Origin of the sequence: Dyadobacter luteus (assembly GCF_003383615.1) — a bacterium.
GTDB classification, from domain to species: Bacteria; Bacteroidota; Bacteroidia; order Cytophagales; family Spirosomataceae; genus Dyadobacter; species Dyadobacter luteus.
The window spans coordinates 19,356-42,833 of sequence record NZ_QNUL01000014.1 but is presented as its reverse complement, the minus strand read 5'-3'; the positions used below and the strand labels follow the sequence as shown (position 1 = coordinate 42,833).

Here is a 23,478-nt window from a genome sequence, read left to right as displayed (position 1 = left end):
GTTTGAGGAACGGCTCAGCTTTTAATGTCTATGGCCAGGTGGTGGAATTGGTAGACACGCTACTTTGAGGGGGTAGTGCCCTTACGGGTGTGGGAGTTCGAATCTCCTTTTGGTCACAAAAAAAGCGCGTTTAGATCGTCTAAACGTGCTTTTTTTATTTACGATTCTCCAAATAAGTCTCAGACTTCACGAATCTTCCGCAGTACCCTGACAGGAAAAACAAGGTTCCCCTTCACTGCATGTACAAATATCATTGGAAAAGCATCCTTTAGAGTACGGTAGAATTGTCGGCGTACAGAATAGTTTTCGATGACTTCAATACCACAAGATTCTGGAATCAAATACAACTGAAGGGTTTGACAGGCCGTTTCGTTCACTAAGTTATTGCAAATGTGCTGTGACAAAACTTTACCTTTACTTCGACTGGAAAACTATCAAAATTATGAGCACACTGAAAAATTTATACCGATCATCAACATTCAAAAGAGGCATTGTTCTGCCGAGTCTGGTCTTCATATTTTTGGTTACTTTCCTATCGAGCTTTCTTCCCGATATGACTAACAAGCTCCTCGATAGCGTCCAGAATTGGATTTTTGTCAATCTGAACTGGGTATATGTATGGTCGGTAACGCTATTTGTATTCTTTCTGATAGCGCTTGTTTTCAGCAAGTATGGCTCCATTGTGCTGGGTGACGATGATTCCGTTCCGGAACATTCTTTTTTCTCGTGGATATCAATGCTTTTTGCAGCAGGAATGGGTATAGGACTGATGTACTTTAGTGTATCGGAGCCCATATCGCATTTTTCAGATCCCGTTTTCAGTGAACTCAGTGAAACTCAAAGGGCAAAGAATGCCCAGCTTTTTACCTTCTTTCACTGGGGTGTGCACGCCTGGGCAATTTATGGTGTGGTTGGCCTTTCACTTGCCTATTTTACCTATCGATATAAACTTCCCCTTTCGCTTCGCAGTTGCTTTTATCCACTGCTTAAGAACAAAATAAATAGCCCGGCGGGAGATGCAATTGATGCATTTGCCTTATGCAGCACATTTTTCGGTATTACTACTACATTGGGTTTTGGTATCGTGCAGCTCAACGCTGGTCTTGTTAAAATAGGACTCTTTGACAGCAAGGAGTATGGTTATCAGGTTATGATAGTCTTCGTCATCATGACTATTTCTATCTTGTCAGCTTCATCGGGCGTAAACAAGGGAATAAAGTTTCTAAGTCAGCTCAACATTGTTGGTGCCGTTGTATTGATGCTGTTCATACTCATCATGGGACCCACCGTATTTTTACTGGGTTCATTCTCCGAAGGGATTGGCTATTACCTGAATGAGTTTTTCACGCTGACCTTCAATACACATGCTTACGAACCATCAACACAGCCGTGGTTTTACAACTGGACAATTCTATACTGGGCATGGTGGATTTCATGGTCACCGTATGTTGGATTATTTATTGCCAGCATTTCGAGAGGCAGAACAATCCGTGAGTTCGTATGTGCAGTGCTGCTCATCCCCACTGCGTTCAATTTCTTGTGGATGACTATTTTTGGAAACAGTGCCAGTTGGCTGGATAAGGGCATTGCTGCGGGTCAACTGAGCAGCATGATATCCAAAGCAGACGAACTGTTATTTACTTTTCTTGATTATTTTCCGATAGCAGGGATAAGCAGCGGACTTGCCATTTTCATTATTTTCATATTTTTTGTTACGTCTGCTGATTCAGGAATCTTGGTAATTAACAATATAGCGTCCAATAATGCAGAGAAATCACCTAAATGGCAATTGTCATTCTGGGGCATACTACTCGCATTGCTGGCTTTGGTACTATTGAATGCAGGAGGATTACAATCTCTTCAGACGATGACGCTGATTACTGCCCTTCCATTTGCAGTAATTATGGTTATGTTTTGTTACAGCCTGATCCAGGGGTTGATCGTTGACAACTATTATTACGCCAAAGGATTTTCGCCAGCTACACGTAACTGGTCAGGGGAACTTTGGAAAGAACGTCTCGGTAAGATACTTGCATCGAAAAATCAGGAGTATGTGGAACACTATATAAAGGATACCGTTAAACCGGCTTTGGAAGAACTGGCGATGGGATTTAATGACAGAGAGATACCTGCTATTGTGAGCAGCGAAGATAAACCCGTACAGGTTTCTCTAACAATCAAACATCAGTTAATCGAAGATTTCACCTATGGTGTCCGTAGCAAATCGAAAACAGTCTCTGACTTCCTTGTCGACGAAGGGAATATTCCCGGTGTGAAGAATAGTCAATCTTACATTCCAAAAACCTACTTTGGCGATAACCGGTTAGGCTATAACATAGAATATTTTACAAAAAACGAAATCATCGCCGATGTTTTGAAACAATACGAACGCTTTTTGGAATTATCTTCCGAGGTTAAAAACGAGATCTTTACAGACATTACCCTCAAACGAAAATAACAACGTCAACTGCACTTCCGGAAAAGTGAAACACTGATTTTCTCAACTAACAGCAAACCAATATGTATCACGTAAATTACCATCAGATCCTTGAAATGGAGAAATTCTTCAGGATTAATCTGATCAATAGCATAGTCGGATTTAAGTCTTTGAATCTGCTGGGCACAATCAGTGAAAATGGCGAGAGTAATCTCTGTCCTGTTAGCTCTGCTTTTCACCTGGGAGCCAATCCTCCGCTTATCGGAATTGTTATGCGCCCGGAAAGAGCTCACAATGATACTCTGAAAAACATAAAGTCTACCGGATTTTACACTTTGAATAACGTATTGCCCGATTGGTACAAAGCAGCTCACCAAGCGAGTGCCAGCTATCCTTCCGGTGTTTCGGAGTTTGCTGCTTGTGGTTTTAAAGAGCAATACTTAGATGAATTTCGAGCACCGTTCGTAAGTGAATCTACTGTTAAAATCGGGTTGGAAGTAGAGGAGTTGATGGATGTTAAATTAAACGGAACCACGATCGTGATCGGACGGGTAAGCCAGATAATAACTGAGGATACTTTGCTGGAAGATGACGGTACCATTAACCACACAAAAGCCAAAACAATGACCGTGGCAGGTTTGGACGCATACTTTCTACCTCAATTCCTGGAAAGATTACCTTATGCCAAACCATAGAAAGTCTATAGCCCGAACTGATAGAATGACTGTTCCAAGTACAATGACGAACAGCAGGTGTCCGATACCGAACAGCTGCTGTTCGGTAAGTTATTGAATAACAGCTCCACAGCCGGATGGCATGTAATTTGGATATGAAAGTATATTTCCGGCTCTAACATAACCGCCGGATCCTCTAAAACCAGCAATTGCATGCTTCACAACTACCTTAAAATAGCTTTTCGCAGCCTTTGGAAATACAAAACGAACTCTTTTGTCAGTATTGCCGGTCTGGCATTTGGAACCAGTTGCTTTTTGTTGCTTGCTACCTATATTATTCATGAATTTCGTTACGACAGTTTCTTTCAAAATAAAGACCGGATCGCACGAATTAACCTGTTCTACCAGTATGGCGAGGGTGAGGCTTCTCACATTGCGATGACGCCCACAGCGGTAGCTCCCACATTTACCCGTGAGTTCGAAGAAGTGGAGAAAGCGGCCCGTATCTATCCTTTCAGTGGAAATGGCTCTGTTGCTGTACGTTATGAAGAACAGACCTATAATGAAAACAAGGTCATTTTTGCAGACTCTACCTTCTTTCAGATATTCTCGTTTCCCTTTATTGAAGGTGATCCTGCATCGGCTTTGTCTCAGCCTAATTCAGTCGTAATTGATCAGACAACTGCCAAAAAGTACTTTAAAGATGGGAGGGCTGTAGGCAAAACGATCTCTATGGATGACCGCTACAACCTGCAGGTGACGGGTGTGATTGCCGATGTTCCTTCCTATTCACATATCAAATTTAACGTTGCAGGCAGTTACAGTACGCTGGCACGATCAAAGACTGAAGTTTTTAATTCTGCCAACGATTTTACATATGTTTTGTTACGACCTGCCGTTTCCCTGGCAAACTTTCAGGAGAAAGTAAATGCATTTGTAAAAAAGAACCTGAGCAATCCTTCTGATCCCGGCTCAAAGATAAGACTGGATGCAGAGAAGCTATCCGACATCCACCTGTACTCAACTGTGAGCAACCAAATGGAAGCTTCCGGTAATTACAAGTACATGTATATCCTTTCGGGGATTGCAGTACTTATCCTTATTATAGCATGTATCAATTTTGTTAATCTGGTAACCGCCCGCGCTGCTATCCGTGCCCGCGAAGTAGGCGTACGTAAAGTGATCGGAGCTGTAAGAGTACAGCTATTTATGCAACATCTCTTTGAAAGTTCTTTGGTTACAATTGCTTCAACTCTTCTCGCTTTAATTATCACTTTGCTCTGCCTTCCTGAATTAAGTGTACTAACGGGCAGTTCCTTAACTCTGTCGGTCTGGCCGGAGTTTACCTTTCCGTTGGGTTTGGTTTTGCTAGTCATTGTCATCACGTTGGTTTCAGGTATGTATCCAGCGGCTTTTTTATCGGGTTTTCAGCCTGCAAAAGTTCTGAAGGGAAATGCTTTTTCAGGCTCAGACAGGGGAAATTTGAGAAACATCCTGGTTGTGTTTCAATTTTCAATTTCAATGCTCTTTATTATAGCAACGCTGATTGCGAACCAACAGCTTGATTTTATTCAAAATAAAAATCTTGGTCTGAATCCAAAACAAATCATCGTTTTGGATATGAGCTCGGGCATTCCCCCAGCGAAGCTAGAGTCGATCAAAAGTGACCTTATGGGGCAATCCGGGGTGAAGTCAGTAAGTGCATCGTATAGCTCACCACTTGATATTCAAGGAGGGTACTCAATAAGTGCGCAAGATAAACCGAAGGATTTTTACATTGATATTACCGCAATTCCTGTTGAAAAGGATTTTGTACAGACTATGGACATGAAGCTTTTGCTTGGCGAAACTTTCAATAGCGTTGACATTGCACAAGCTACCCAGCAGAGCGAGGACTTAAGACGGTTTGCTTTTTTGCTCAATGAATCTGCTGTGAAAGCCCTCGGCTGGACATCTTCAGAAGCTATTGGCAAAGAGGTCAATATGAACGGAAGACAAGGTAGGGTGAAAGGCGTTTTGAAAGACTTTCATTTTCGCTCTATGCACGAGAAAATTGCACCTATCGCGATAATTCCTGAATATGATTATTTTGGAAAGATGTTAGTAAAAACCACTGGTGCAGATGCATCACAGGCCGTAACTATCCTTGAAAGAAGCTGGAAGAAAAATTTCCCGTTGCGACCATTTGAATATCATTTCCTTGATCAGGAGTTTGAACAAATGTACAGGGCTGAAAGCAGAATCACTCAGATTTTACGGGTATTTTCATTTGTCACAATTTTAATATCCTGCCTTGGTTTATTTGCACTCATTGCCTTCGTTTCACAACAGCGAACCAAAGAAATTGGTGTAAGAAAAGTATTGGGAGCATCCATCGGCAGCATTGTGATGTTACTTTCGAAAGATTTTGTCAAACTTATTCTTATTTCCGTTCTGATCGCATCGCCACTCGCCTGGTATGCCATGAAACACTGGCTGAACGACTTTGCCTACCACATTGAAATCGGTCCGTGGATTTTTGTCCTGGCGCTGATAATTGCCATTGTCATCACGTTCGCTACTATCAGTTTTCAGAGTATTAAGGCAGCATTAATGGATCCGGTAAAATCTTTAAAGATTGAGTAGTGAACAATTAATCAAAGTCAAAAGAACTCATCGTATGGACCGTTCCGGACTTTATTCGGGATTTTTTATTCGAAAACTGTAACAACTGAATCGTCTTTTGATTTGTGTTTCAAATTTCATCTATCAACTTCCTGTATTTGTCTACCTGACTTTCGAAGTTCCGGATACTTGTTTCGTAAATTAACTTGAGTGATTCCAGATCGTCAACATCCTTGTCGTAAGACGGGTCCGCTGGTGACTCAATATCCAATTCAGGCAACAGTTTCAATAACTTCTCCAATGATCTGGAATTTTCGACGGCGCGGTATTCATACCACTCCAGCATTTTTTTATAGCTGTTCTTCAATTTAGTATCTTTTCCCATGTCACATCAATAGTTAAATTTTACATTGATGTGGCAAATATAATGCCCGGAAAGTAGGCCTCTTTCAGGATATGCAGAAACCAACTTTTACCTCCCCTCCAAAATCCTCACAATCTCCGTATATCCTGAAGCCCTGGCATGCTGCAACGCTGTTTTTCCATCCTTATCAGGGATTGTCAAATCGGCACCAGCAGCTTTCAGAATGGCAATAATCTCCTGATATTTTTTGCTTCCGTTTCCCAGTACGACGGCTTCCATCAATGCAGTCCATCCCAGTCGGTTCACATGATTGATCGGGAATTTATTCGTATTGGAAAGCAATCTTACGGTTTCTACGTGGCCGCGTTCACATGCCGGAATGAGCGCAGTTCCGTTGTATCTATTGAAAACATCAAAGCGCGCACCATTTTTTAGAAACAGTTGTACAAGTTCGGTCTGCCCTGAAGCTCCGGCGTAAAGAAATGGACTGTCTTTGATATCATCCTGCAAATTGACATCCGCGCCGGAGCTTACCAACAACTTTGCCATAGCTACCCCGCCATTTCGTGTCGCGATCAGCAATAGAGAACGCCCTTCACCGTCCCTGGTATTCACATCCGTTCCTGCTTTCAGCAATTTTTCTACTAACTGCAAGTGGTTATCAGTCACAAGTCTGATAATTTCTTTATCCTGAAACATGTTCTTGTCTTCTTTTGCTACCAATGCCGGCGAGTTTACGATTCCTGTCAACAAAGCCAGCAATACAATTTTTCTGATCATTCTCTAGTTGCCTGATTCCTGGTCAATATACTTTCGTTCCATTATGAATCAGAGACTTCACAGGAGAAATCCGGGATACAGCTTCTGCTGAACAGCTCGCGTCAACAAGGACTGCATTGGCCGTATCGCCTGCTTTGGGCCATTGTTGCTTACCAGCATCATTCAGTGGGGTAGTTTTATGTGTCGCCAGTTTCAGACTTCTGGATAATAAAAACTCTGTTCCCAAACCGTATAATTGCGCCATCAGTTGTGCCTTTTGCAACACACTTCCTGTTCCCCAGGTATTCCAATGGTCTATAATGCTATCGTTACCCGTAGCCACATCGACACCATATTTCATTAGGGTCGGAATAGGCATGATCAGTCCACCAATCGGAATAGTTGAGACAATACCTATCCCAGCCTGCGCAAGCTTGTCTGCCACTTCTTCCTGCTTTTTAGTTTCCAGTTTCCCCAGTACAAAACAATGGCTAAGAAACGTTTTTCCTTTCAAAACCGGATTCTCATTCACACGATCTATCAGATATTCAACCGTTTTCAGACCTGATTCTCCGGATTCATGCAAATGAATATCGATTCCCTTGTTGTAATCCAGTGCAAGTTTTACCGTAAAATTCATGGATTTAGCAATATCCCCGTCCACCGTATACGGATCCACGCCACCGATAAAATCAATCCCCATCTGGGCAGCGTCCTTCATTAGTGCTGTCGAATCGGTATAATAGAGTCCATGCTGAGGGAAAGCAACCAGTTCCGCCCCAAAGGTTTGTTTTTTATTTTCAAGTGCCTTTTGGAGATTTTTAAGTGAATCGAGCTTCGAGGTCGGTTCAATATTAACATGACTCCTTGCGAAGCTGCTACCACAAGATTGTAGCAGTTCTATTAATTTCTCAGCTCTTTCTGTTGATGTCTTAAGAAGTTCCGGCAGCATTTTCTGTTCCAAAGCGATCATGCCTTTCACTCCGCCCTGCCGTTTGCGAACCGCCTTCCACGGACCGCCGTAGTAGGTCTTGTCTAAATGGATGTGCATGTCCTTAAATGCAGGCAACATCAGAAGCCCTTTCGCATCACTTACTTTGCTTTTGGGATCGTTGGGCAGAATCGCTTTGAACTTGCCATTCTCTATTTGAACAGTAAATAATTCTGTTTTGGTGGCAACCACCTCATCACCATCATATTCGAACCCAGTTTCCAGCCTCACATTTTTAATGGTTGACGCACCTGAAGCCGGTGTCGTTAAGCCATCTTCCAAAAGGAGATTCGAAGTCCCTTCCGCAAAACGCGGAGCAATACCTAATCCTAAAGTGGCTGCTGCTGAATTGCGTAGAAAGTCTTTTCTGGTTATGCTTCTTTCATTCATCACTCTGCACATTATATGTAAAACAACTCTTTATCCAGCTTCTCTGTAATTTGACTAAAGTCGGAAGGATTGTTGGCAAAATCCATATTATTGACGTCAATCTCTATCAGCCTTCCATGTTCGTAGGTTTTTGCAAAGTCCTCGTAATATTTATTGAGACTTTCCAAATATTCTACAGAAATGTCAGACTCAAAATCTCTTCCTCTTTTCCTGATCTGAGAAACAAGCTTGGGAATATCTGCTTTCAGATAAATCAGCAAATCGGGCTGCGACACGGTATTGATGATTGAATTAAACAGGAGCAGGTAAGTGTCATAATCACGTTGGGGCATCACACCGCTGTCGTACAGATTTCTGGCAAATATGAAAGCGTCTTCATAAATGGTTCTGTCCTGAATAATAGTGGCATAGGTGGTGGAGCGTATCTGCTGAACCTGAGCAAAACGGCTGTTCAAAAAGTAAATCTGGAGATTAAAAGCCCAGCGTTCCATGTCTTCATAAAAACTGGCCAGGTACGGATTTCCCTCGACTGCCTCGTACATTACATCCCATTTGTAATGAGCTCCCAGCATTTGAGTCAGGGTGGTTTTGCCTGCCCCTATGTTTCCGACAATTGCAATATGCATAAACAGTATATAAATAGTGAATGATCAATTTAACAGGGGAGGGGTTCGGCAAAAGTAGCAAATTACAACTTATGCTGTATGGTGATCAAAGTCACAATATGCTCAGTTTCTCAAAACTTGTAATATTCGTATATTTGCAACCTGTTAGAAAATCGCTCTGTTTATCAATGGAGTCAAAGTGTGTAAGAAGAACCGGGGTGAAGCCGCCCTGCATAATATAAAAGTAGATGAAACCATATAAAGTTATATTGTACTATTGCTATTCGCCTATTGAGGATACGGAAAAATACCGTGATGAGCACCACATTTTTTGTGTTGAAAATAACCTTTTGGGACGGATCATTATTGCGCCGGAAGGTTTGAACGGAACCGTTTCCGGTTCGCCTGAGGATTGCGAAAAGTACATGAATTACATACATGCTGATGCCCGTTTTGCGCATACGCAATTCAAGATTGAAGAACACGACAAACCTGCTTTTCAAAAGCTGCATGTACGTGTAAAGGATGAGATCGTAAATTCTGACCTTCCTGTGAATCCATTGGTAAGAACAGGAAAACATCTGGAACCTGCAGATTTCAAAGCGCTTTTGAATGATCCGGAAGTCGTTTTGGTAGATATGCGCTCCGACTACGAGCATGAAGTAGGCAAGTTCAAAGGTGCTATTACTTTTGACATGCACAACCTCCGCGAATTACCGGACCATGTTCATGAAATTGAACATTTAAAAGATAAAAAAATTGTTACCTATTGCACCGGAGGTATCAAATGTGAAAAGGCAAGTGCCTACCTGATCGAAAAGGGTTTTACAGATGTATATCAGCTTCATGGGGGTATCATCCGTTATGGTCTGGAAGAAGGCGGTGAGAATTTCGACGGGAAATGTTACGTTTTTGACAATCGTATTACTGTAGATGTTAATACCGTGAACCCGACAGTAATTTCAACATGCCACATCTGTCACGAACCATGCGACCGTATGGTCAATTGTGCCAATGCGGAATGTAACAACCACCTGCCGATCTGCCACAAATGTGCCGAGGAAATGGAAGGAGCATGTTCAGTTGAATGCAAGGCGCATCCCGGAAAACGCGTTTACGATGGCACAGGTTATTACGTTAGTCAGAGCAACCATTATCAACCGCTTCAGGGGCTGAAAAGCCAGAAAAGAAACATCAAACAGCAGAAACAGGCTGAACGGGAGTCAGCCTGACCCTATAGGTTCTTTTCCAATACGAAGTCATTCATCCAATACGGACCTACCGGGATATCTTCTTCACGGATAACCCGGTAATTCATTTTCTCATAAAAATAGCGCGCTCTGTTGTATCTGTTCACGTTTAGTAATAAAATCTGAGCGCCTTGCTCCCTCACATAATTCTCCACTTCTGTAATCAGGAATCGGCCTGCACCGGTCCCCTGACAAGATGGAAGTACGTAAATTTTGTGAAGTTTGTAAGCCGAACTGTTTAATTGCGAAACGGAGGCAAAGCCTGACGCAACACCATCGGCATACAATAGAATAAATTGGTGTTTATCAATTAAAATCGAATTACTAAGCGCTTCTTCAGAATAAAATTTTTCTGACATAAATTCGATTTGCTCCGGAGTAATGATCTCCCTGTAAGTCGGTTCCCAGGTTTTTTGATGAATGTCGATGATTACAGGAACATCTCCTACACTGGCAAGCTCTATTGTGAATGAAGGCATTTTAGTTAATTTTGGTAAATAAGAAAGCAGTAGATCACTACAGCTTCGGAAAAATATCTTTTCATTTAAAAATCCAACACTTGAATTTCTCCAACGGTTCGCAGGATCCTGAAGAATTCATCAAGAAATATGAAACCCCTAATCCTTGTTACAAACGACGACGGAATCACTTCCCTGGGAATCAGAACGCTCGTTGAAGCCATGCAAACCATCGGTGACGTTATTGTAGTAGCACCAAATAGTCCGCAATCCGGCATGGGCCACGCGATCACCATCGGCGAACCACTCCGACTATACGAGACCCATATTTTTGACAACGTGGTTGAGTACGAATGCTCGGGTACACCTGCAGACTGCGTCAAACTCGCTAAACATTATGTGCTGCAGGATCGCAAACCAGACCTTGTCGTAAGTGGCATCAATCATGGCAGCAACAGTTCCATCAGTGTTTTGTATTCAGGTACGATGTCGGCGGCTATAGAAGGAGCTATCGAAGGAATACCTGCCATTGGCTTTTCGCTCTGTGATTTCCGTGAGGATGCTGACTTCAGCCATGCTGTTGAATATATCAAAACAATCACATTGTCGGCGCTCCAAAATGGTATACCCAAAGGAGTTGCTCTGAATGTTAACATTCCAGCCAAAACAGAATTGCCCATCAAAGGGATTAAAGTATGCAGACAGGCAAATGCCAAATGGCAGGAAAAGTTTGACTACCGTGTTGATCCCAATGGCAGAGGCTATTTATGGATGGCGGGCGATTTTGTTAATTTTGATACTGAGAAAGACGATACCGATGTATGGGCGCTGGACAACAACTACATCTCAGTAGTTCCATGTCAATATGATCTTACAGAGTATGAGGCTTTAAAACAGCTTTCTACCTGGAATTTATAGTTCACGAATGAAAAACTAGTTATGGCTTTAGTAGGAAGTTTACTTAAAAAAGGAATTCTGTTCAGTAACATTGTTGCCAACAGAAAAAAAGCAAGCCTGCATCAACAACAGAAAAAGACTCTTGCTAAACTTTTGGGTAAAGCGCGTTACACCGAGTTTGGAGAAAAGTATAATTTCGACGAAGTGCTCTCGTCCATTCTATTCGGACAGCAAGGTGCATTTTATGAGGAATACAAGAAAACAGTTCCCATTTTCGATTACAATAAGATTTTCAACGAATGGTGGCACCGCTCACTTGACGGCGAGAAAGATATATGCTGGCCCGGCCAGATCAAGTATTATGCATTGAGTTCTGGGACGTCGGAGGCAGCTACAAAGCATATTCCGGTAACCAAAGCTATGTCCAAGGCTATACAGAAAACAAGTATCCGCCAGATACTTTCGCTTGGGCATTACAAGGATCTTCCCAATGATCTTTATGAAAAAGGATTTTTGATGCTGGGCGGAAGCACCAACCTCAGCAATCAGGACAAGCATTTTGAAGGAGATCTGAGTGGTATTACTGCCAAGCAGATTCCGTACTGGTTCAGACCTTATTATAAACCGGGCGAAAAAATAGCCGCGCAAAAGGATTGGGGAATTAAACTGGAGGAAATTACCAAGCAGGCACATGAATGGGATATTGGTTTCATAGTGGGTGTTCCGGCATGGATACAGCTCCTCATGGAGAAAATCATTGCCCATTATAATGTAAAAACAATCCATGATATCTGGCCCAATTTGCAGGTTTTCGCACATGGGGGCGTATCCTTTGAACCTTACCGTAAAGGTTTCGAAAAACTGCTTGCCAAGCCATTAATTTACATCAATACGTATCTGGCTTCTGAAGGTTTCATTGCTTACCAAACCCGTCCTGGTGCACAGGGCATGGAACTGGTTTGCGATAATGGCATTTTCTTTGAATTTATTCCTTTCAACGAAAAGAATTTTGATTCGGATGGAACATTAAAAAAGGATGCAGAGACTTTGATGGTGGATCAGGTTGAGGAAGGTAAGGAATATGCATTATTGCTCTCAACTTGCTCTGGTGCATGGCGTTATCTGATTGGTGATACGATCAGGTTTGTTGATAAGCAACGAGGCGAAATCCAGATTACCGGTCGTACAAAGCACTATCTTAGCTTGTGCGGCGAGCACCTTTCAGTCGACAATATGAATAAAGCCATCGACCTTGTTTCCAATGAAATGGGGCTGACGGTGAAAGAATTTACAGTATGCGGTATACCTCATGATTCGCTTTTCGCACATCATTGGTACGTTGGGGTGGAAGAGGAGCATGTTGATACTGAACTCCTTAAAAAGAAAATTGATGAACGTCTTTCTGAATTGAATGACGATTACGCGGTGGAACGAAGACATGCATTGAAAGATGTGTTTGTGACTGTGCTCCCTAACAAGGCATTTTACGGTTGGATGGAATCCAAAGGAAAAATGGGCGGACAGCACAAGTTTCCACGTGTATTCAAGAATTTTATGATTGATGACTGGAAAGCATATCTGAAGGCAAACGGATATGTGAAAGAAGATTAACGTGCTAGTCTTCAAGTATTAAATCAATATTCGGATGGTCCCCAAAGATATCGAGCACGATATGCCAAAGCAGGGGACCATCTTCTTTTTCAATCTCCTGTAATTTTTCTTCAAAAAGCTTCACATTGTAGGGATATCCGATTTCAATTTTCCTCTGATACAACTCAACGGTCTGCTCCCGACCGAGCGCCAACTTGCTTTGAGTAAAGTTTTTCCAGATCACAAGCACTTGCTCACCAGGTTCAAAAACACCAAATCCACCATATAAAATATCGTTAAGTGCATCCAGACTGTGTCCCATTTTCCAGTCCTGATCCTGCATAAACAGCCTGTTCATCTCTTCATAAAATCCAGCCAGATTAGAAAATGTGCTTCCTTCAATAACAATCGTTTTCTTCTTCATGGTGATATGGTGATTTCCCTCTTCGTTTTTTAACGACAGACCCCAGTCTAAAAATTCAAATTTTCATATTTATTTCAAAATACCTGTCGATTCTTAAAATGAATTCCTATTTTTGTAACGATCAATACAAAAACACTATGAGAGGACGGCCTGCCATTTTTGATAACGAAAAACTCCTGATGCTGGCGCAACAGGTTTTCTGGACAAAGGGATATACAGCCACATCCCTGAGCGATTTATTGGATGCTATGAGCATTGGTAGCGGGAGCTTTTACCATAGCTTTAAAGGTGGGAAAAAAGAAGTTTTCAGCAGAGCCATCCAGCAACGAAGAGCAGATTTTAATGCTTTTAAAATTGAGTTAAATAAAAATGAAACACCTGTCCGGCTGATTAAAGACTTTTTTCTGAGCATCGCTTCTGACAGTCAGGATATACACATGAAAGGGTGCATTATAGCCAATACAGTGGCGGAAATGACCCTGGTCGATCAGGATCTGGCTGATGAAGCCATTGAAATCTTAAAGGAAGTAGAACACATGTTTACCGAAACCATACGCAAAGCACAGCAGTCTGGTGAGCTGCAAAACACCACTGATGCGGCTTTGCTCGGAAGATATCTGATCACACTTTGGAACGGGCTGAATGTAACGCGGCGCATGTATCCTCATGGCGATCTGCTCAGAAAACAGATAGAAATGCAGCTTGAAATAATCAGCTAAATTTTTTTGACAATTTTTGTATTGATCATTACAAAATTAAAAGTAACATTATGGATTTAAAATTGAAAAACAAGACCGCTTTCATCAGCGGCTCGACACAGGGTATTGGTTTTGCTATCGCACTGCAATTGCTTCAGGAAGGAGTGAAGGTGATAATAAACGGACGCACTATTGAGAAGGTAAACAGCGCGGTTAACAAACTTAAGGATCTCGTTCCAAACGGTGATGTTTCAGGTATCGCAACTGATTTTTTTATTCCTGAAGAAGTGGATCTTTTGGAAAAGCAACTTCCTGAATTAGATATTCTGATTAATAATGTAGGAATATTTGAACAACAGAGCTTCATAGATATTACCAATGATGACTGGCGGAGGTTCTTCGAAATCAATGTAATGAGCGGTGTTCGCTTATCGCGGGTTGCACTCCCGAAAATGATTGCTAATAACCAGGGCAGAATACTTTTCATCAGCAGCGAGTCGGCCGTGAACGTACCTGAAAACATGATTCACTACGGGATGACCAAAACTGCAATGTTATCCATAGCGAATGGCTTGTCTAAACTTACCAAAGGCACGGAGGTAACAGTGAACACGGTACTCGGCGGTCCTACTTACTCAGACGGGGTTGCTGAAACCATTGAACAGATTGCCGCAGCGCAGCAAATGACTACTCATCAGTTGAAATCGGCGATAATCGAAGCCACCAACCCACACTCCCTGATCCAGAGGTTCATCGAACCGACAGAAATTGCAAACCTGGTTACGTATTTATGCAGCCCTTTGGCCATTGCGACTAATGGCTCGTCACTTCGTGCTGATGGAGGTGTTCTGAGAACGATCTAAACAAAAAACCTGCCTTGTATATGCCCGGACTTTCCGACGTATACAAGGCAGATTCACAATATTTCAAATTTAAATTGTAATCCGTCCTCCTGTAGCTGGCAGGGTAGCTCCTGATACATAACTGCTTTCATCAGAAGCAAGGAATACGTAAGCGGGAGCGATTTCCACCGGTTGTCCCGGTCGGCCCACCGGCGTGTTTTCGCCAAATATATCTGCATCTTCCCATTTCGTTGACGGAATTAATGGTGTCCATACCGGTCCGGGAGCCACAGCGTTAACGCGAATTCCCTTGCCTTGCTCCAGAAATATCTGACTCAGATTAGCCGTGTAATTTTGAATTGCAGCTTTTGTTGCCGCATATGGTAGCAGATCCGGTGAAGGATGATAGGCGTTCACAGAGGTGGTGTTGATAATAGAACTTCCAGGCTTCATGTGTGGTTCGGCAGCTTTTGTCAGGTAGAACATCGCATGAATATTCACTGCAAAAGTATGAGTCCATTCGTCAGATGGGATATCCTGAACCGTCTTGCGTGCCATTTGGAAAGCGGCATTATTGACCAGAATATCAATCTTTCCAAATTCCTTCACAGCTTCATCTATAATTTTTTTGCAGTGTGCCTCGCTGGTGATATCCCCCTTTACAACAACACATTTTTGCCCTGCATCTCTGACGTAGCCCGCAGTATCATTGGCATCTTCATCTTCCATATCGTCCAGATAGCTGATGAGCACATCCGCGCCTTCTCGTGCAAAGGCAATCGCTACAGCTTTACCAATTCCCGAATCTCCTCCGGTGATCACAGCACTTTTGCCTTTGAGCCTTCCGGATCCTTTATAACTCTCCTGTCCATGGTCTGCATGCGGCTGCATATCAGCTTCTGTTCCGGGAAATTTCTGCTTTTGTTTTGGAAAGGGCGGTTGCGGAAATTTGGTTTCGGGGTTTTCGGCATTGTTGTTTTTCTCCTCTTTCATGATTTCTGCATTGTGTGGTTGATATTTCCGGGACGCTCCCGAAAATCATTTGATCCACGCCATGGTAAAAAACCATTCCTGAAAGAAGTTGTCCTGGTACGAATGTTTCGAAAAGATCAGATCGGTCTATTAAGTCACAATCGTTCTGAACGTCAGATTAACCCTTGGCTCGCTCACTTTTTTCGCAGGAGGCAAACGGTGCAGCCAGTGAGTCTGTGTGGTACCTTTCATTACCAGCAAACTACCATGTTCCAGATACATATCTACCTTTTCCTTTGTTTGTTTATGCCTGAAAGCAAACTTCCTTTCAGCTCCAAAGCTGAGCGAACCAATAGCTCCGTCTTTTTTCAAGTCCTTCTCTCCATCGCTATGCCATGCCATTCCTTCATCACCATTGTGATATAAATTCAGCAGGCACGAATTGTACGTTTCACCGGACTCTCTTTCGATTAAAAGTTTCAGTTCTAATAAAGCATCTGTCCATGGCAAAGCATGTTTGGTCACATTGGAGTAGGAGTATTCGAACGGCTGTTCTCCGTACCAGGCTACTTTACGTTTGGTAATCAGTTTTTTACCAAATATGATTGCTTCGTCATTTCGCCACTCAATATCAGAAAGCAAAACTTTAAGATAATGATCTGACTGTTGCTGGTTCAATACTCTTCCGTAGTAATACACAATACCTCCCTCTGGTAACCAATTTCTTTCTTTGTCTATATCGCTCTCAAAAAGTTTCATACAGCTATATTAAATGTTTCACCATTTTCCCGTGAGATTAATTCCTTCTCAGCTCTCACACCTTCCCAACCCAGAATGGCAGCCTTACGGGTTCCTCCCCACATATACCCTCCCAACGCGCCGCTTGCTTGTATCACCCTGTGGCAGGGAATCAGAAATGCTACGGGATTACTACCAATCGCTGTACCAACAGCTCTGGAAGCGCCCGGACTCCCGATTTGAGAGGCGATGGTTCCGTACGTAGCCATTTTTCCGGAAGGAATTTTCAGCAGGCTTTCCCAAACTTTGATCTGAAAACTGGTGCCTTTTAAGTGCAATTTGATAGAAGGCATGTGGCCGGTCTCCTGATTGAAAAACACCAATGCCTGTTGTTGGAATTCATCCGTTTTTTCTTCCAGATTGGCATTGGGGAACCTGTCCTTCAGGTCTTCTAAACCAGCGATATTGTTCTCCATAAATGCAATATGACAAATGCCCTTGTCTGTAGATGCAAGTATTAGTTTCCCAAAGGGACTGTCCGCAAAGCTGTATTGAATCTTCAGGTTCCTTCCACCAGCCTTATATTCGGCGGGAGTCATTCCCTCAATTTTGATGAACAGATCGTGTAGCCTGCTCGTACTGGAAAGACCCGTATGCAGCGCAGTATCAAAAAGGGTAGTTTGAGGATATTCTCTGAGTACCTTTTTGGCATGTTCCAGACTAATATATTGCAAAAACTTCTTAGGACTCGTTCCTGCCCAGTCGGTGAACATTCTTTGGAAATGAGATGGACTCAAATGAACGCTTTCCGCTACCTGATCCAAATCAGGTTGTTCTTTGAAATTTTGCCTGATATAGTCGATCGCCTTAGTGATACGCATGTAATCGATGGATTCTTGCTCGCTCATAATTTCCTTGTTTTACTGAACAAAGGTGACAATTGTTTCGGGTATATGAAATCCGAATCGTGCTGTATTCGTGTACCGTAATTGCCAGATCAAGTTAATAATTCTTTACAAACGTTACCTCTGGTCTGAAAATTGAAGCATTCGGTTGACATCAACCAAAAAACAACGACAATGGATTTATCAAAGAACTTACTTGGCGGATTATTCGGTGCTGTGGTACTTAATCTGGTGCACGAGGCAGCAAGAAGGATATGGGTAGATGCTCCCCAAATTCAGGAAGTCGGGGAGGAGGCTGTAGTGAAAACTGCTCTGGCTACGGGTATTACCCCACCTACAGGCAACGCATTATATGGCACAACACTTTTTGCGGATCTGGCAGGAAATGCCTCCTACTTTAGCGTCATAGGTACAGGTGATCCTAAGGGCATATGGGCAAGAGGTGCGGCATATGGAATTGCAGCGGGAGTTGGCGCACTGGGTTTAACTAAACCACTTGGTCTTGACGACAGACCAATAAACAGAAATGTCCGTACTCAGATACTTACAGTAGCCTGGTATACAATTGGTGGAATTGCCGCAGCAGGGGCTATCAAGATTCTACAAAACAAGTGGAAATAGCTTGGTTTTAATAGCAATAGAATCAATTCAAAACCATCCAATTCAACTTAGTGGATGGTTTTGTCATTTACACTGTACGCAGATATAAACTTTCCAATTCATTGGCCGAAATATCAGACGACTTTACAACGGCCTGAAGATTACCCTGCTTCATAATTCCGATATGTGTGGCCACTTCCTTCGCTCTGAATATGTCGTGCGTAGCCATCAGAATGGCTGTACCATTTTTAGAAAGTGTACTGATAATTTCAGAAAAATCGTTTGATGCCTTGGGATCCAGACCGCTGGTCGGCTCATCCAGCAACAACACTTTGGCCTGTTTGGCAATGGCAATAGCAATTCCCACTTTTTGTCTCATCCCTTTGGAATAACCTGCCAGGCGCTGATCGAACGCCTGATGCTGCAGACCTGCCGAGGCGAGTAATTCACCCAACTGTTGTTTATTATAATCAAATCCTGCCAGGGCCGAAAAGTATTCCAGATTCTCCCTTCCCGTCAGATTCGGGTACAATAATACCGTTTCAGGGATATAAGCAAGGTGATTTTTTATTTCCTGAGGATAGTCTGCTACCGATATGCCGTTGATGTAAGCTTCTCCGCTACTTGGTTTCAGAAAACCCAGAAAAAGATTGATCGTAGTTGTTTTTCCAGCTCCATTCTGACCCAATAACGCGAATATTTCTCCTGCTTTTACTGAAAGATCCAAGTCATTGAGGGCAACATAGTCACCATATATTTTAGTTAGTTTCTTTGCTTCCAACATGATTTTCTAAGCCTGAATATGAATGAAGTTTCTTTTGAATAAAATAACCGAACAGCCAACCAGCAACAGCGTCCAGATCATAAATGATGTTACATTGCTACTTACATTTTCCTGAAAATAACCCGCTTGCTTGTACGCCGGATAGCTATGCCAGTTCAGGTCTTCTGTAAGTGTCTCTTCAAAAATGAAAGGGTAGAAGTATTCTCTCACATTCCTGTGATGGTGCTTTACTGAATTTAGGTAACGGACATGGCCGGCCAGATCGGTATTGGCCACTTTATTGAACAGTTGCTGAATGCCTATTACCGGATTTAAAATACCTGTGACCTGAGAAAGGCTTTGGCGTTCCTGAAGTTTGGCAAATAATATTTCAGATGAATTAGCCGATTCAAGATCTCCTGCAAACTGCATGGCGTAGTACCATCCCGACGAGTACCTGTCTTCGGGAATCGGGTATTTTTTATATTGAGGATAAAACGCATAGAATTTTTCCATGGTGGGTGCTTTCGGCAAATCCCATTTGGCATGATACCCTTCACGCTGATCAATCGCTGTCTGAACAGCTTCAGGAACAGGCACTTTACTATTTATTCCGATATTGGCTATGCCGGGATAAAGAATGCACAGAAAAATCCAGATACCAATAAGTGCAGTTGCGTTGAAGGAAGAACTTTTGTTCAGGGACACGACCAGGATCGAAATGCCAAACCAAAACAGCAGATACAAAAGCAACCCAACTCCCAATTGAAAAGTGGGGTATGACAAAGGAAGATGAAGTGTAATGATTCCGATTGTAAAAATTGACAATGCTGTTACAAGGACCGCAAAAAGGCGGATGGATATTTTCAGCAATATGGATTTTGCGATGGATGAATTACTTACCGACACCATCTTCCAGACACCGCTCTCCTGTTCGTCAGAGATAATATTGTAAGTAAATGCGATAATGAGCAAGGGGAACAGGAAAACGAACACAAAGGCCGCATCCAGATTTCCTACCAACAGGGTAAGCGGATTAGTCAGTTCTGAATCGTACAACTGTCCTTCAATGGCCAGCATTTTTACTTTCAGCGTAAATGGATTTACATCCCGCTGACCGATTGCAAACCTGGCCCATGGACTTGCAGGATTAGAGGTGTAAAAGAAAGGATAGTAAGCCGTACTGCCGGCAGGTTTTCCATGTCCATGTTCTACTACTTCGTCCAAATGTTTTTTCTGAACGTCGGCAATGGAGTTGATAGTCATCTCCTGATGGTTGATAAGCTGCGTTCCATAATAGAATCCGTACAATCCAAACAGCAGGATAGCAGCCACGCCCATCCATACAGTAGGTCCGGTCAGGAAGTTCTTAGCTTCCAGATACAGCATTTTACGTATGTTTTTCATAGTTGATATTCCTGTTTCGAAGAGATGTATTTTAATGCTCCCACACCAGCCACAATCCAAAATAACAGCGCACCAAGGCTGAGCAAAGAATTGAGCAAATTTGTTTGAACGGAAACAGGTTGGAAACGGAAGTCGGCTTGTTCCTGCCAGTTTTTACTACTCACTTTCTGATCGCGGTCGTTCTTAAATCTGATCTGGGTTAAATGTATTTCGTTAATCTTCTTTGTTTTGTCGAACCTGTATTTTTCTGTTTGTTTCTGAAACTCAGTGAAGGTTTCGAAGTCAGTTCCTGAAAGGTTCATTGAAATATTTCTGATGCCCAGATACGGATCTATCAGACTGAGCAAAGAAGAAACCCTGTTCTGGGATTTATAGGTATTGATCAGTTGATCGAAATGAGTAGAGAATATACCCGAACTGATATTTTCCCCTTCCTGCATCACCAGGGCGCCATAATTCACAGGTAACTGAGAGATAGAATCCACACCATATTTACGTAGAGTACTGGCCTTCAGTTGAGCAAAATGAGGATCGTCAGGATTATGACTATCGCCTTCTTTGCTGATAGCATCTTCGATGGCGCTTTCAAAAGCGATTTTATCTGGAGCGGTAAAGAGCCGGTTTCCAAGTGTCTGGGCACTTTTGGGAATCACTACGCAAAACAAAATCCAGAACAAAACCAGACTGATCAGCGCGTTTCCGGCAGATTTACTAATGGCCGAAATACCTGTAACAAAAACGGATATAACAAAAAGATATGCAGCATAAGTCAGCAAGACGAGTAGAGACCTGAGGAAGATATCACTTGTAAGTTCCCCCACGGATGCGCCTATACCAAACAGCAGGCTCAGTAAAATCAGCGGAAGAAACAATAGCCAGGCTACCAGGGTTAACCCCACGGTTTTACCAATAAGTATATCAAAATAGGAGGCTCTCTGACAAAGCAGAATTTTGAGAACACCGCTTTGTTTTAAACCTGCAACCGTATGAAAACCAATAAAAATAATGAACAGCGGTACGAGCATTTGTAACACCATAGCCATACTGAGCTCACCAAAACGGAGCATACCGTTGGAGAAACCTGCCTCACTCATATTGACCGTATTCTGCCTGTGCGCTTCCAGAAATACAGAATTACCTACATAACTATCGAGTCCGTAATCAAAAAAACTTAGCGGTGATTTTTCCCTGAAAACCAGATAACCATAATGAGCTACTCTGTGCGGATGTCTCTCAGGTTGGTTCATCCAATGTTTGGTCACCTCATTTTTCGCGGCAACTTGTTGTTTGTTAAATTGCTTAACGTAGCTCCAACCCGTGTAGACAGCCACCACACTGATTCCCACCAATATCAGGTATAAAATCCATGATACTCTTTCACGGAGAATGGTTTTGATTTCCTGTTTTGCAATAATTCTGATAAGCCCGGGCTGCATGTTCTTTTATAATGGTTCATGCCCGGTTCTGCTTCATTGCGTAACCGGACGACAGGTCGTGCGCATCATACCAATACGCAACTCGGTTGCAAAAAGAAACATAAACAAGTATTTATGCAACAATGTTGCGTATTAAATTTTGATAATATGCGCAATGCTTTGATGAGCAGACATTTAAAACGGGACAGAAAGCAGAATCCGACTTTCCAGGAACGGGGTTGAGTTGTGATCCTACTTCACTGCGGAAGGCTCGGTCACTTCTTTTCCAAGAACAACATCATTGAAAACAATCCCTTCAGCATTGGTGAAACTCATCGCCGTAGGGCAGGAATCTATCCTGACATTTGAAAAATGAATGTTACGCACTTTTTTAGTAGGATAACCCTGAATCACCAGCCCGGCATGAGTGGCCGCTTTAAATGTGAGGTTTTCAAAAAATACGTTGCGGATATCCGTTTCAAAACCTTTTCCTTCACCGTGATAGAATGATGTAATAAATATTGCATCCTCCACCTCGCCAAAGGTAACATCATTTACGTAAATATCTCTGATAAAACCGCCACGATCAGGATTCGATTTGAGATAAATGCCGCGCTTGCAGTAGCCACCATAAGTGCAGTTTTCGACGAAAACATTACGCACCCCAGCCGAAATTTCACTGCCGATCACCACACCATGCAGACCTTTGAAACGGCAATTTCGAATAATGATATTTTCAGAAGTAATCGCTGTTTTACGGCCTTCGTGATCTCTTCCTGCTTTCACAGCCACGTTGTCGTCAGCATTGTTAAAGTCAATATCTTCAATCAATACATTCCTGGAGTATTCAGGATCAAAGCCATCATTGTTTTTATTGAATGCGTCAAACTTTACTTTGCGCGCGGTGATATTTTCGGACTTCAGGAAATGTACGCACCAGAACGGGGAATTTGCAACGGTTACACCTTCGATCAGGATATTTTTACATTCGAAAAACTGAATAAGCTGCGGGCGCAGAAAGCTACCATCTCCGAATACACGATCTTTTACAGGAACACCTTCGTGGTTCATTTTGCGACTGAGTTCCTGTGCAGGTTTTTGCTTGTCATACCATTTGGCAAAACCTTCCTTTCCATTTCCATCGATAATACCTTCGCCTGTAATGGCAACGTTTTCAACGTGATAGGCATAAATTAACGGACTGTAACTATTGATAAAAGTCCCTTCCCAACTCGTGGGTACTACAGGCAGATAGTCGGAGGGGTTTGTTCCGAAAATGAGTTTGGCACCCCTCTGAATCTCCAGACTACTGTTACTCACCAGATGAATTGGTCCGTTGACAATGTACACACCGGCAGGAACTACAATTTTACCACCTTTCTTCTCCTTGCAAACCCGCAGCGCTTTATCGAACGCCGGTTTGGCATCTGTAGCAGAATCACCTACAGCACCGAAATCGGTAAGTATTAATGTATTTTTTGAAATTTTAGGAGGGACAATATTTTTGAGAATAGCATCTCTTTTTTCTGTTCTGGACATTTCTTTCTTTTGGGCAATTGAAGTATAAGCAAAAAGGCTTGAAAGACACAGCGCCAGAAGGATGGATGATTTCATCAGGTTAATAAGGTATGTTGTTTATACTACTTCAGGAATTGAGCTGCGTGCCGGTTTCGTGAAGTTATACGATCAAGACGC

The 23,478-nt window shown here is 42.5% G+C and carries 22 protein-coding genes and 1 tRNA gene; 10 read left to right on the top strand and 13 right to left on the bottom strand.

Annotation, left to right across the window (positions count from 1 at the left end):
- The first annotated feature begins 32 nt into the window (after positions 1 to 32).
- The 4 genes from DSL64_RS16920 (at position 33) to DSL64_RS16905 (ending at position 5,736) form a co-directional block, all read left to right on the top strand.
- A tRNA-Leu gene (locus tag DSL64_RS16920) sits at positions 33 to 116 on the top strand.
- Between the two features lie 326 nt (positions 117 to 442).
- A complete protein-coding gene (locus DSL64_RS16915; RefSeq protein ID WP_115832190.1) occupies positions 443 to 2,458 on the top strand; it encodes a BCCT family transporter in 2,016 nt (671 codons plus the stop codon).
- 62 nt (positions 2,459 to 2,520) lie between these two features.
- Positions 2,521 to 3,132 (top strand): flavin reductase family protein, encoded by a 612-nt coding sequence (locus DSL64_RS16910; protein ID WP_115832102.1) that lies wholly within the window; start codon positions 2,521 to 2,523, stop codon positions 3,130 to 3,132.
- Positions 3,133 to 3,324: 192 nt separating this feature from the next.
- On the top strand, positions 3,325 to 5,736 hold the full coding sequence (locus DSL64_RS16905; RefSeq protein WP_115832101.1) for an ABC transporter permease: 2,412 nt from the start codon (positions 3,325 to 3,327) through the stop codon (positions 5,734 to 5,736).
- Between the two features lie 109 nt (positions 5,737 to 5,845).
- Here the strand turns inward: DSL64_RS16905 and DSL64_RS16900 are convergent, their stop codons facing one another.
- From DSL64_RS16900 to DSL64_RS16885, 4 genes are all read right to left on the bottom strand, one after another.
- Complete coding sequence (locus DSL64_RS16900; protein WP_115832100.1) at positions 5,846 to 6,100, bottom strand: hypothetical protein; 255 nt, start codon at positions 6,098 to 6,100, stop codon at positions 5,846 to 5,848.
- An 87-nt stretch (positions 6,101 to 6,187) separates the two neighbouring features.
- Entirely contained in the window at positions 6,188 to 6,859 is a 672-nt protein-coding gene (locus DSL64_RS16895) for an ankyrin repeat domain-containing protein (protein WP_199539414.1), read from the bottom strand.
- 22 nt (positions 6,860 to 6,881) lie between these two features.
- Positions 6,882 to 8,219 carry an amidohydrolase family protein gene (locus tag DSL64_RS16890; RefSeq protein ID WP_115832188.1) on the bottom strand — a complete coding sequence of 446 codons (1,338 nt, stop codon included), beginning with the start codon at positions 8,217 to 8,219 and terminating at the stop codon, positions 6,882 to 6,884.
- A gap of 11 nt (positions 8,220 to 8,230) precedes the next feature.
- A complete protein-coding gene (locus DSL64_RS16885; RefSeq protein WP_115832099.1) occupies positions 8,231 to 8,845 on the bottom strand; it encodes a deoxynucleoside kinase in 615 nt (204 codons plus the stop codon).
- Positions 8,846 to 9,072: 227 nt separating this feature from the next.
- On the opposite strand from DSL64_RS16885, the gene trhO reads away from it, so the two are divergent.
- Positions 9,073 to 10,056, top strand: coding sequence for an oxygen-dependent tRNA uridine(34) hydroxylase TrhO (trhO, locus tag DSL64_RS16880; RefSeq protein ID WP_115832098.1), 984 nt, complete (start codon positions 9,073 to 9,075; stop codon positions 10,054 to 10,056).
- A gap of 2 nt (positions 10,057 to 10,058) precedes the next feature.
- Here trhO and DSL64_RS16875 read toward each other — a convergent pair whose 3' ends face one another.
- The gene (locus DSL64_RS16875) at positions 10,059 to 10,553 is read right to left on the bottom strand and encodes a GNAT family N-acetyltransferase (protein ID WP_115832097.1); all 495 of its coding nucleotides are present in this window, start codon (positions 10,551 to 10,553) and stop codon (positions 10,059 to 10,061) included.
- A gap of 129 nt (positions 10,554 to 10,682) precedes the next feature.
- On the opposite strand from DSL64_RS16875, the gene surE reads away from it, so the two are divergent.
- Together surE and DSL64_RS16865 are read left to right on the top strand one after the other, a co-directional pair.
- A complete protein-coding gene (surE, locus tag DSL64_RS16870) occupies positions 10,683 to 11,450 on the top strand; it encodes a 5'/3'-nucleotidase SurE (RefSeq protein ID WP_115832096.1) in 768 nt (255 codons plus the stop codon).
- A 21-nt stretch (positions 11,451 to 11,471) separates the two neighbouring features.
- Complete coding sequence (locus DSL64_RS16865) at positions 11,472 to 13,040, top strand: GH3 family acyl-acid amido synthetase (protein ID WP_115832095.1); 1,569 nt, start codon at positions 11,472 to 11,474, stop codon at positions 13,038 to 13,040.
- A 4-nt stretch (positions 13,041 to 13,044) separates the two neighbouring features.
- Here the strand turns inward: DSL64_RS16865 and DSL64_RS16860 are convergent, their stop codons facing one another.
- A complete protein-coding gene (locus tag DSL64_RS16860) occupies positions 13,045 to 13,443 on the bottom strand; it encodes a barstar family protein (protein WP_115832094.1) in 399 nt (132 codons plus the stop codon).
- Positions 13,444 to 13,580: 137 nt separating this feature from the next.
- Here DSL64_RS16860 and DSL64_RS16855 point away from each other — a divergent pair, with 137 nt between their 5' ends.
- Together DSL64_RS16855 and DSL64_RS16850 are read left to right on the top strand one after the other, a co-directional pair.
- The gene (locus tag DSL64_RS16855; RefSeq protein WP_115832093.1) at positions 13,581 to 14,162 is read left to right on the top strand and encodes a TetR/AcrR family transcriptional regulator; all 582 of its coding nucleotides are present in this window, start codon (positions 13,581 to 13,583) and stop codon (positions 14,160 to 14,162) included.
- Positions 14,163 to 14,212: 50 nt separating this feature from the next.
- Entirely contained in the window at positions 14,213 to 15,004 is a 792-nt protein-coding gene (locus tag DSL64_RS16850) for an SDR family NAD(P)-dependent oxidoreductase (protein WP_115832092.1), read from the top strand.
- 69 nt (positions 15,005 to 15,073) lie between these two features.
- On the opposite strand, the gene DSL64_RS16845 is transcribed toward DSL64_RS16850, so the two are convergent.
- The 3 genes from DSL64_RS16845 to DSL64_RS16835 form a co-directional block, all read right to left on the bottom strand.
- Positions 15,074 to 15,976 carry an SDR family oxidoreductase gene (locus DSL64_RS16845; RefSeq protein WP_115832091.1) on the bottom strand — a complete coding sequence of 301 codons (903 nt, stop codon included), beginning with the start codon at positions 15,974 to 15,976 and terminating at the stop codon, positions 15,074 to 15,076.
- 129 nt (positions 15,977 to 16,105) lie between these two features.
- Positions 16,106 to 16,714 (bottom strand): alpha-ketoglutarate-dependent dioxygenase AlkB family protein, encoded by a 609-nt coding sequence (locus DSL64_RS16840; RefSeq protein WP_115832090.1) that lies wholly within the window; start codon positions 16,712 to 16,714, stop codon positions 16,106 to 16,108.
- The gene (locus DSL64_RS16835) at positions 16,711 to 17,601 is read right to left on the bottom strand and encodes a methylated-DNA--[protein]-cysteine S-methyltransferase (protein ID WP_115832089.1); all 891 of its coding nucleotides are present in this window, start codon (positions 17,599 to 17,601) and stop codon (positions 16,711 to 16,713) included. The genes DSL64_RS16840 and DSL64_RS16835 overlap by 4 nt, the downstream gene beginning before the upstream one ends.
- A 171-nt stretch (positions 17,602 to 17,772) precedes the next feature.
- Here DSL64_RS16835 and DSL64_RS16830 point away from each other — a divergent pair, with 171 nt between their 5' ends.
- Positions 17,773 to 18,219, top strand: a complete 447-nt coding sequence (locus DSL64_RS16830; RefSeq protein WP_115832088.1) for a hypothetical protein — start codon at positions 17,773 to 17,775, stop codon at positions 18,217 to 18,219.
- A gap of 67 nt (positions 18,220 to 18,286) precedes the next feature.
- Here the strand turns inward: DSL64_RS16830 and DSL64_RS16825 are convergent, their stop codons facing one another.
- The 4 genes from DSL64_RS16825 to DSL64_RS16810 all read right to left on the bottom strand — a co-directional run bounded on the left by DSL64_RS16825 (position 18,287) and on the right by DSL64_RS16810 (position 23,397).
- Complete coding sequence (locus DSL64_RS16825; protein WP_115832087.1) at positions 18,287 to 18,982, bottom strand: ABC transporter ATP-binding protein; 696 nt, start codon at positions 18,980 to 18,982, stop codon at positions 18,287 to 18,289.
- 6 nt (positions 18,983 to 18,988) lie between these two features.
- Positions 18,989 to 20,368: an ABC transporter permease gene (locus tag DSL64_RS16820; protein WP_115832086.1), complete on the bottom strand. Its 1,380-nt coding sequence runs from the start codon at positions 20,366 to 20,368 to the stop codon at positions 18,989 to 18,991.
- Positions 20,365 to 21,804, bottom strand: a complete 1,440-nt coding sequence (locus DSL64_RS16815; protein ID WP_115832085.1) for an ABC transporter permease — start codon at positions 21,802 to 21,804, stop codon at positions 20,365 to 20,367. The genes DSL64_RS16820 and DSL64_RS16815 overlap by 4 nt, the downstream gene beginning before the upstream one ends.
- A 231-nt stretch (positions 21,805 to 22,035) precedes the next feature.
- Complete coding sequence (locus DSL64_RS16810) at positions 22,036 to 23,397, bottom strand: glycoside hydrolase family 28 protein (protein WP_115832084.1); 1,362 nt, start codon at positions 23,395 to 23,397, stop codon at positions 22,036 to 22,038.
- Positions 23,398 to 23,478 lie beyond the last annotated feature (81 nt).

Excerpts from the sequence above, each read along its gene's own strand:
- DSL64_RS16915 (WP_115832190.1), top strand. The coding sequence starts at position 443 with ATGAGCACACTGAAAAATTTATACCGATCATCAACATTCAAAAGAGGC.
- DSL64_RS16910 (WP_115832102.1), top strand. The coding sequence starts at position 2,521 with ATGTATCACGTAAATTACCATCAGATCCTTGAAATGGAGAAATTCTTC.
- DSL64_RS16905 (WP_115832101.1), top strand. The coding sequence starts at position 3,325 with ATGCTTCACAACTACCTTAAAATAGCTTTTCGCAGCCTTTGGAAATAC.
- DSL64_RS16900 (WP_115832100.1), bottom strand. The coding sequence starts at position 6,100 with ATGGGAAAAGATACTAAATTGAAGAACAGCTATAAAAAAATGCTGGAG.
- DSL64_RS16895 (WP_199539414.1), bottom strand. The coding sequence starts at position 6,859 with ATGATCAGAAAAATTGTATTGCTGGCTTTGTTGACAGGAATCGTAAAC.
- DSL64_RS16890 (WP_115832188.1), bottom strand. The coding sequence starts at position 8,219 with ATGAATGAAAGAAGCATAACCAGAAAAGACTTTCTACGCAATTCAGCA.
- DSL64_RS16885 (WP_115832099.1), bottom strand. The coding sequence starts at position 8,845 with ATGCATATTGCAATTGTCGGAAACATAGGGGCAGGCAAAACCACCCTG.
- trhO (WP_115832098.1), top strand. The coding sequence starts at position 9,073 with ATGAAACCATATAAAGTTATATTGTACTATTGCTATTCGCCTATTGAG.
- DSL64_RS16875 (WP_115832097.1), bottom strand. The coding sequence starts at position 10,553 with ATGCCTTCATTCACAATAGAGCTTGCCAGTGTAGGAGATGTTCCTGTA.
- surE (WP_115832096.1), top strand. The coding sequence starts at position 10,683 with ATGAAACCCCTAATCCTTGTTACAAACGACGACGGAATCACTTCCCTG.
- DSL64_RS16865 (WP_115832095.1), top strand. The coding sequence starts at position 11,472 with ATGGCTTTAGTAGGAAGTTTACTTAAAAAAGGAATTCTGTTCAGTAAC.
- DSL64_RS16860 (WP_115832094.1), bottom strand. The coding sequence starts at position 13,443 with ATGAAGAAGAAAACGATTGTTATTGAAGGAAGCACATTTTCTAATCTG.
- DSL64_RS16855 (WP_115832093.1), top strand. The coding sequence starts at position 13,581 with ATGAGAGGACGGCCTGCCATTTTTGATAACGAAAAACTCCTGATGCTG.
- DSL64_RS16850 (WP_115832092.1), top strand. The coding sequence starts at position 14,213 with ATGGATTTAAAATTGAAAAACAAGACCGCTTTCATCAGCGGCTCGACA.
- DSL64_RS16845 (WP_115832091.1), bottom strand. The coding sequence starts at position 15,976 with ATGAAAGAGGAGAAAAACAACAATGCCGAAAACCCCGAAACCAAATTT.
- DSL64_RS16840 (WP_115832090.1), bottom strand. The coding sequence starts at position 16,714 with ATGAAACTTTTTGAGAGCGATATAGACAAAGAAAGAAATTGGTTACCA.
- DSL64_RS16835 (WP_115832089.1), bottom strand. The coding sequence starts at position 17,601 with ATGAGCGAGCAAGAATCCATCGATTACATGCGTATCACTAAGGCGATC.
- DSL64_RS16830 (WP_115832088.1), top strand. The coding sequence starts at position 17,773 with ATGGATTTATCAAAGAACTTACTTGGCGGATTATTCGGTGCTGTGGTA.
- DSL64_RS16825 (WP_115832087.1), bottom strand. The coding sequence starts at position 18,982 with ATGTTGGAAGCAAAGAAACTAACTAAAATATATGGTGACTATGTTGCC.
- DSL64_RS16820 (WP_115832086.1), bottom strand. The coding sequence starts at position 20,368 with ATGAAAAACATACGTAAAATGCTGTATCTGGAAGCTAAGAACTTCCTG.
- DSL64_RS16815 (WP_115832085.1), bottom strand. The coding sequence starts at position 21,804 with ATGCAGCCCGGGCTTATCAGAATTATTGCAAAACAGGAAATCAAAACC.
- DSL64_RS16810 (WP_115832084.1), bottom strand. The coding sequence starts at position 23,397 with ATGAAATCATCCATCCTTCTGGCGCTGTGTCTTTCAAGCCTTTTTGCT.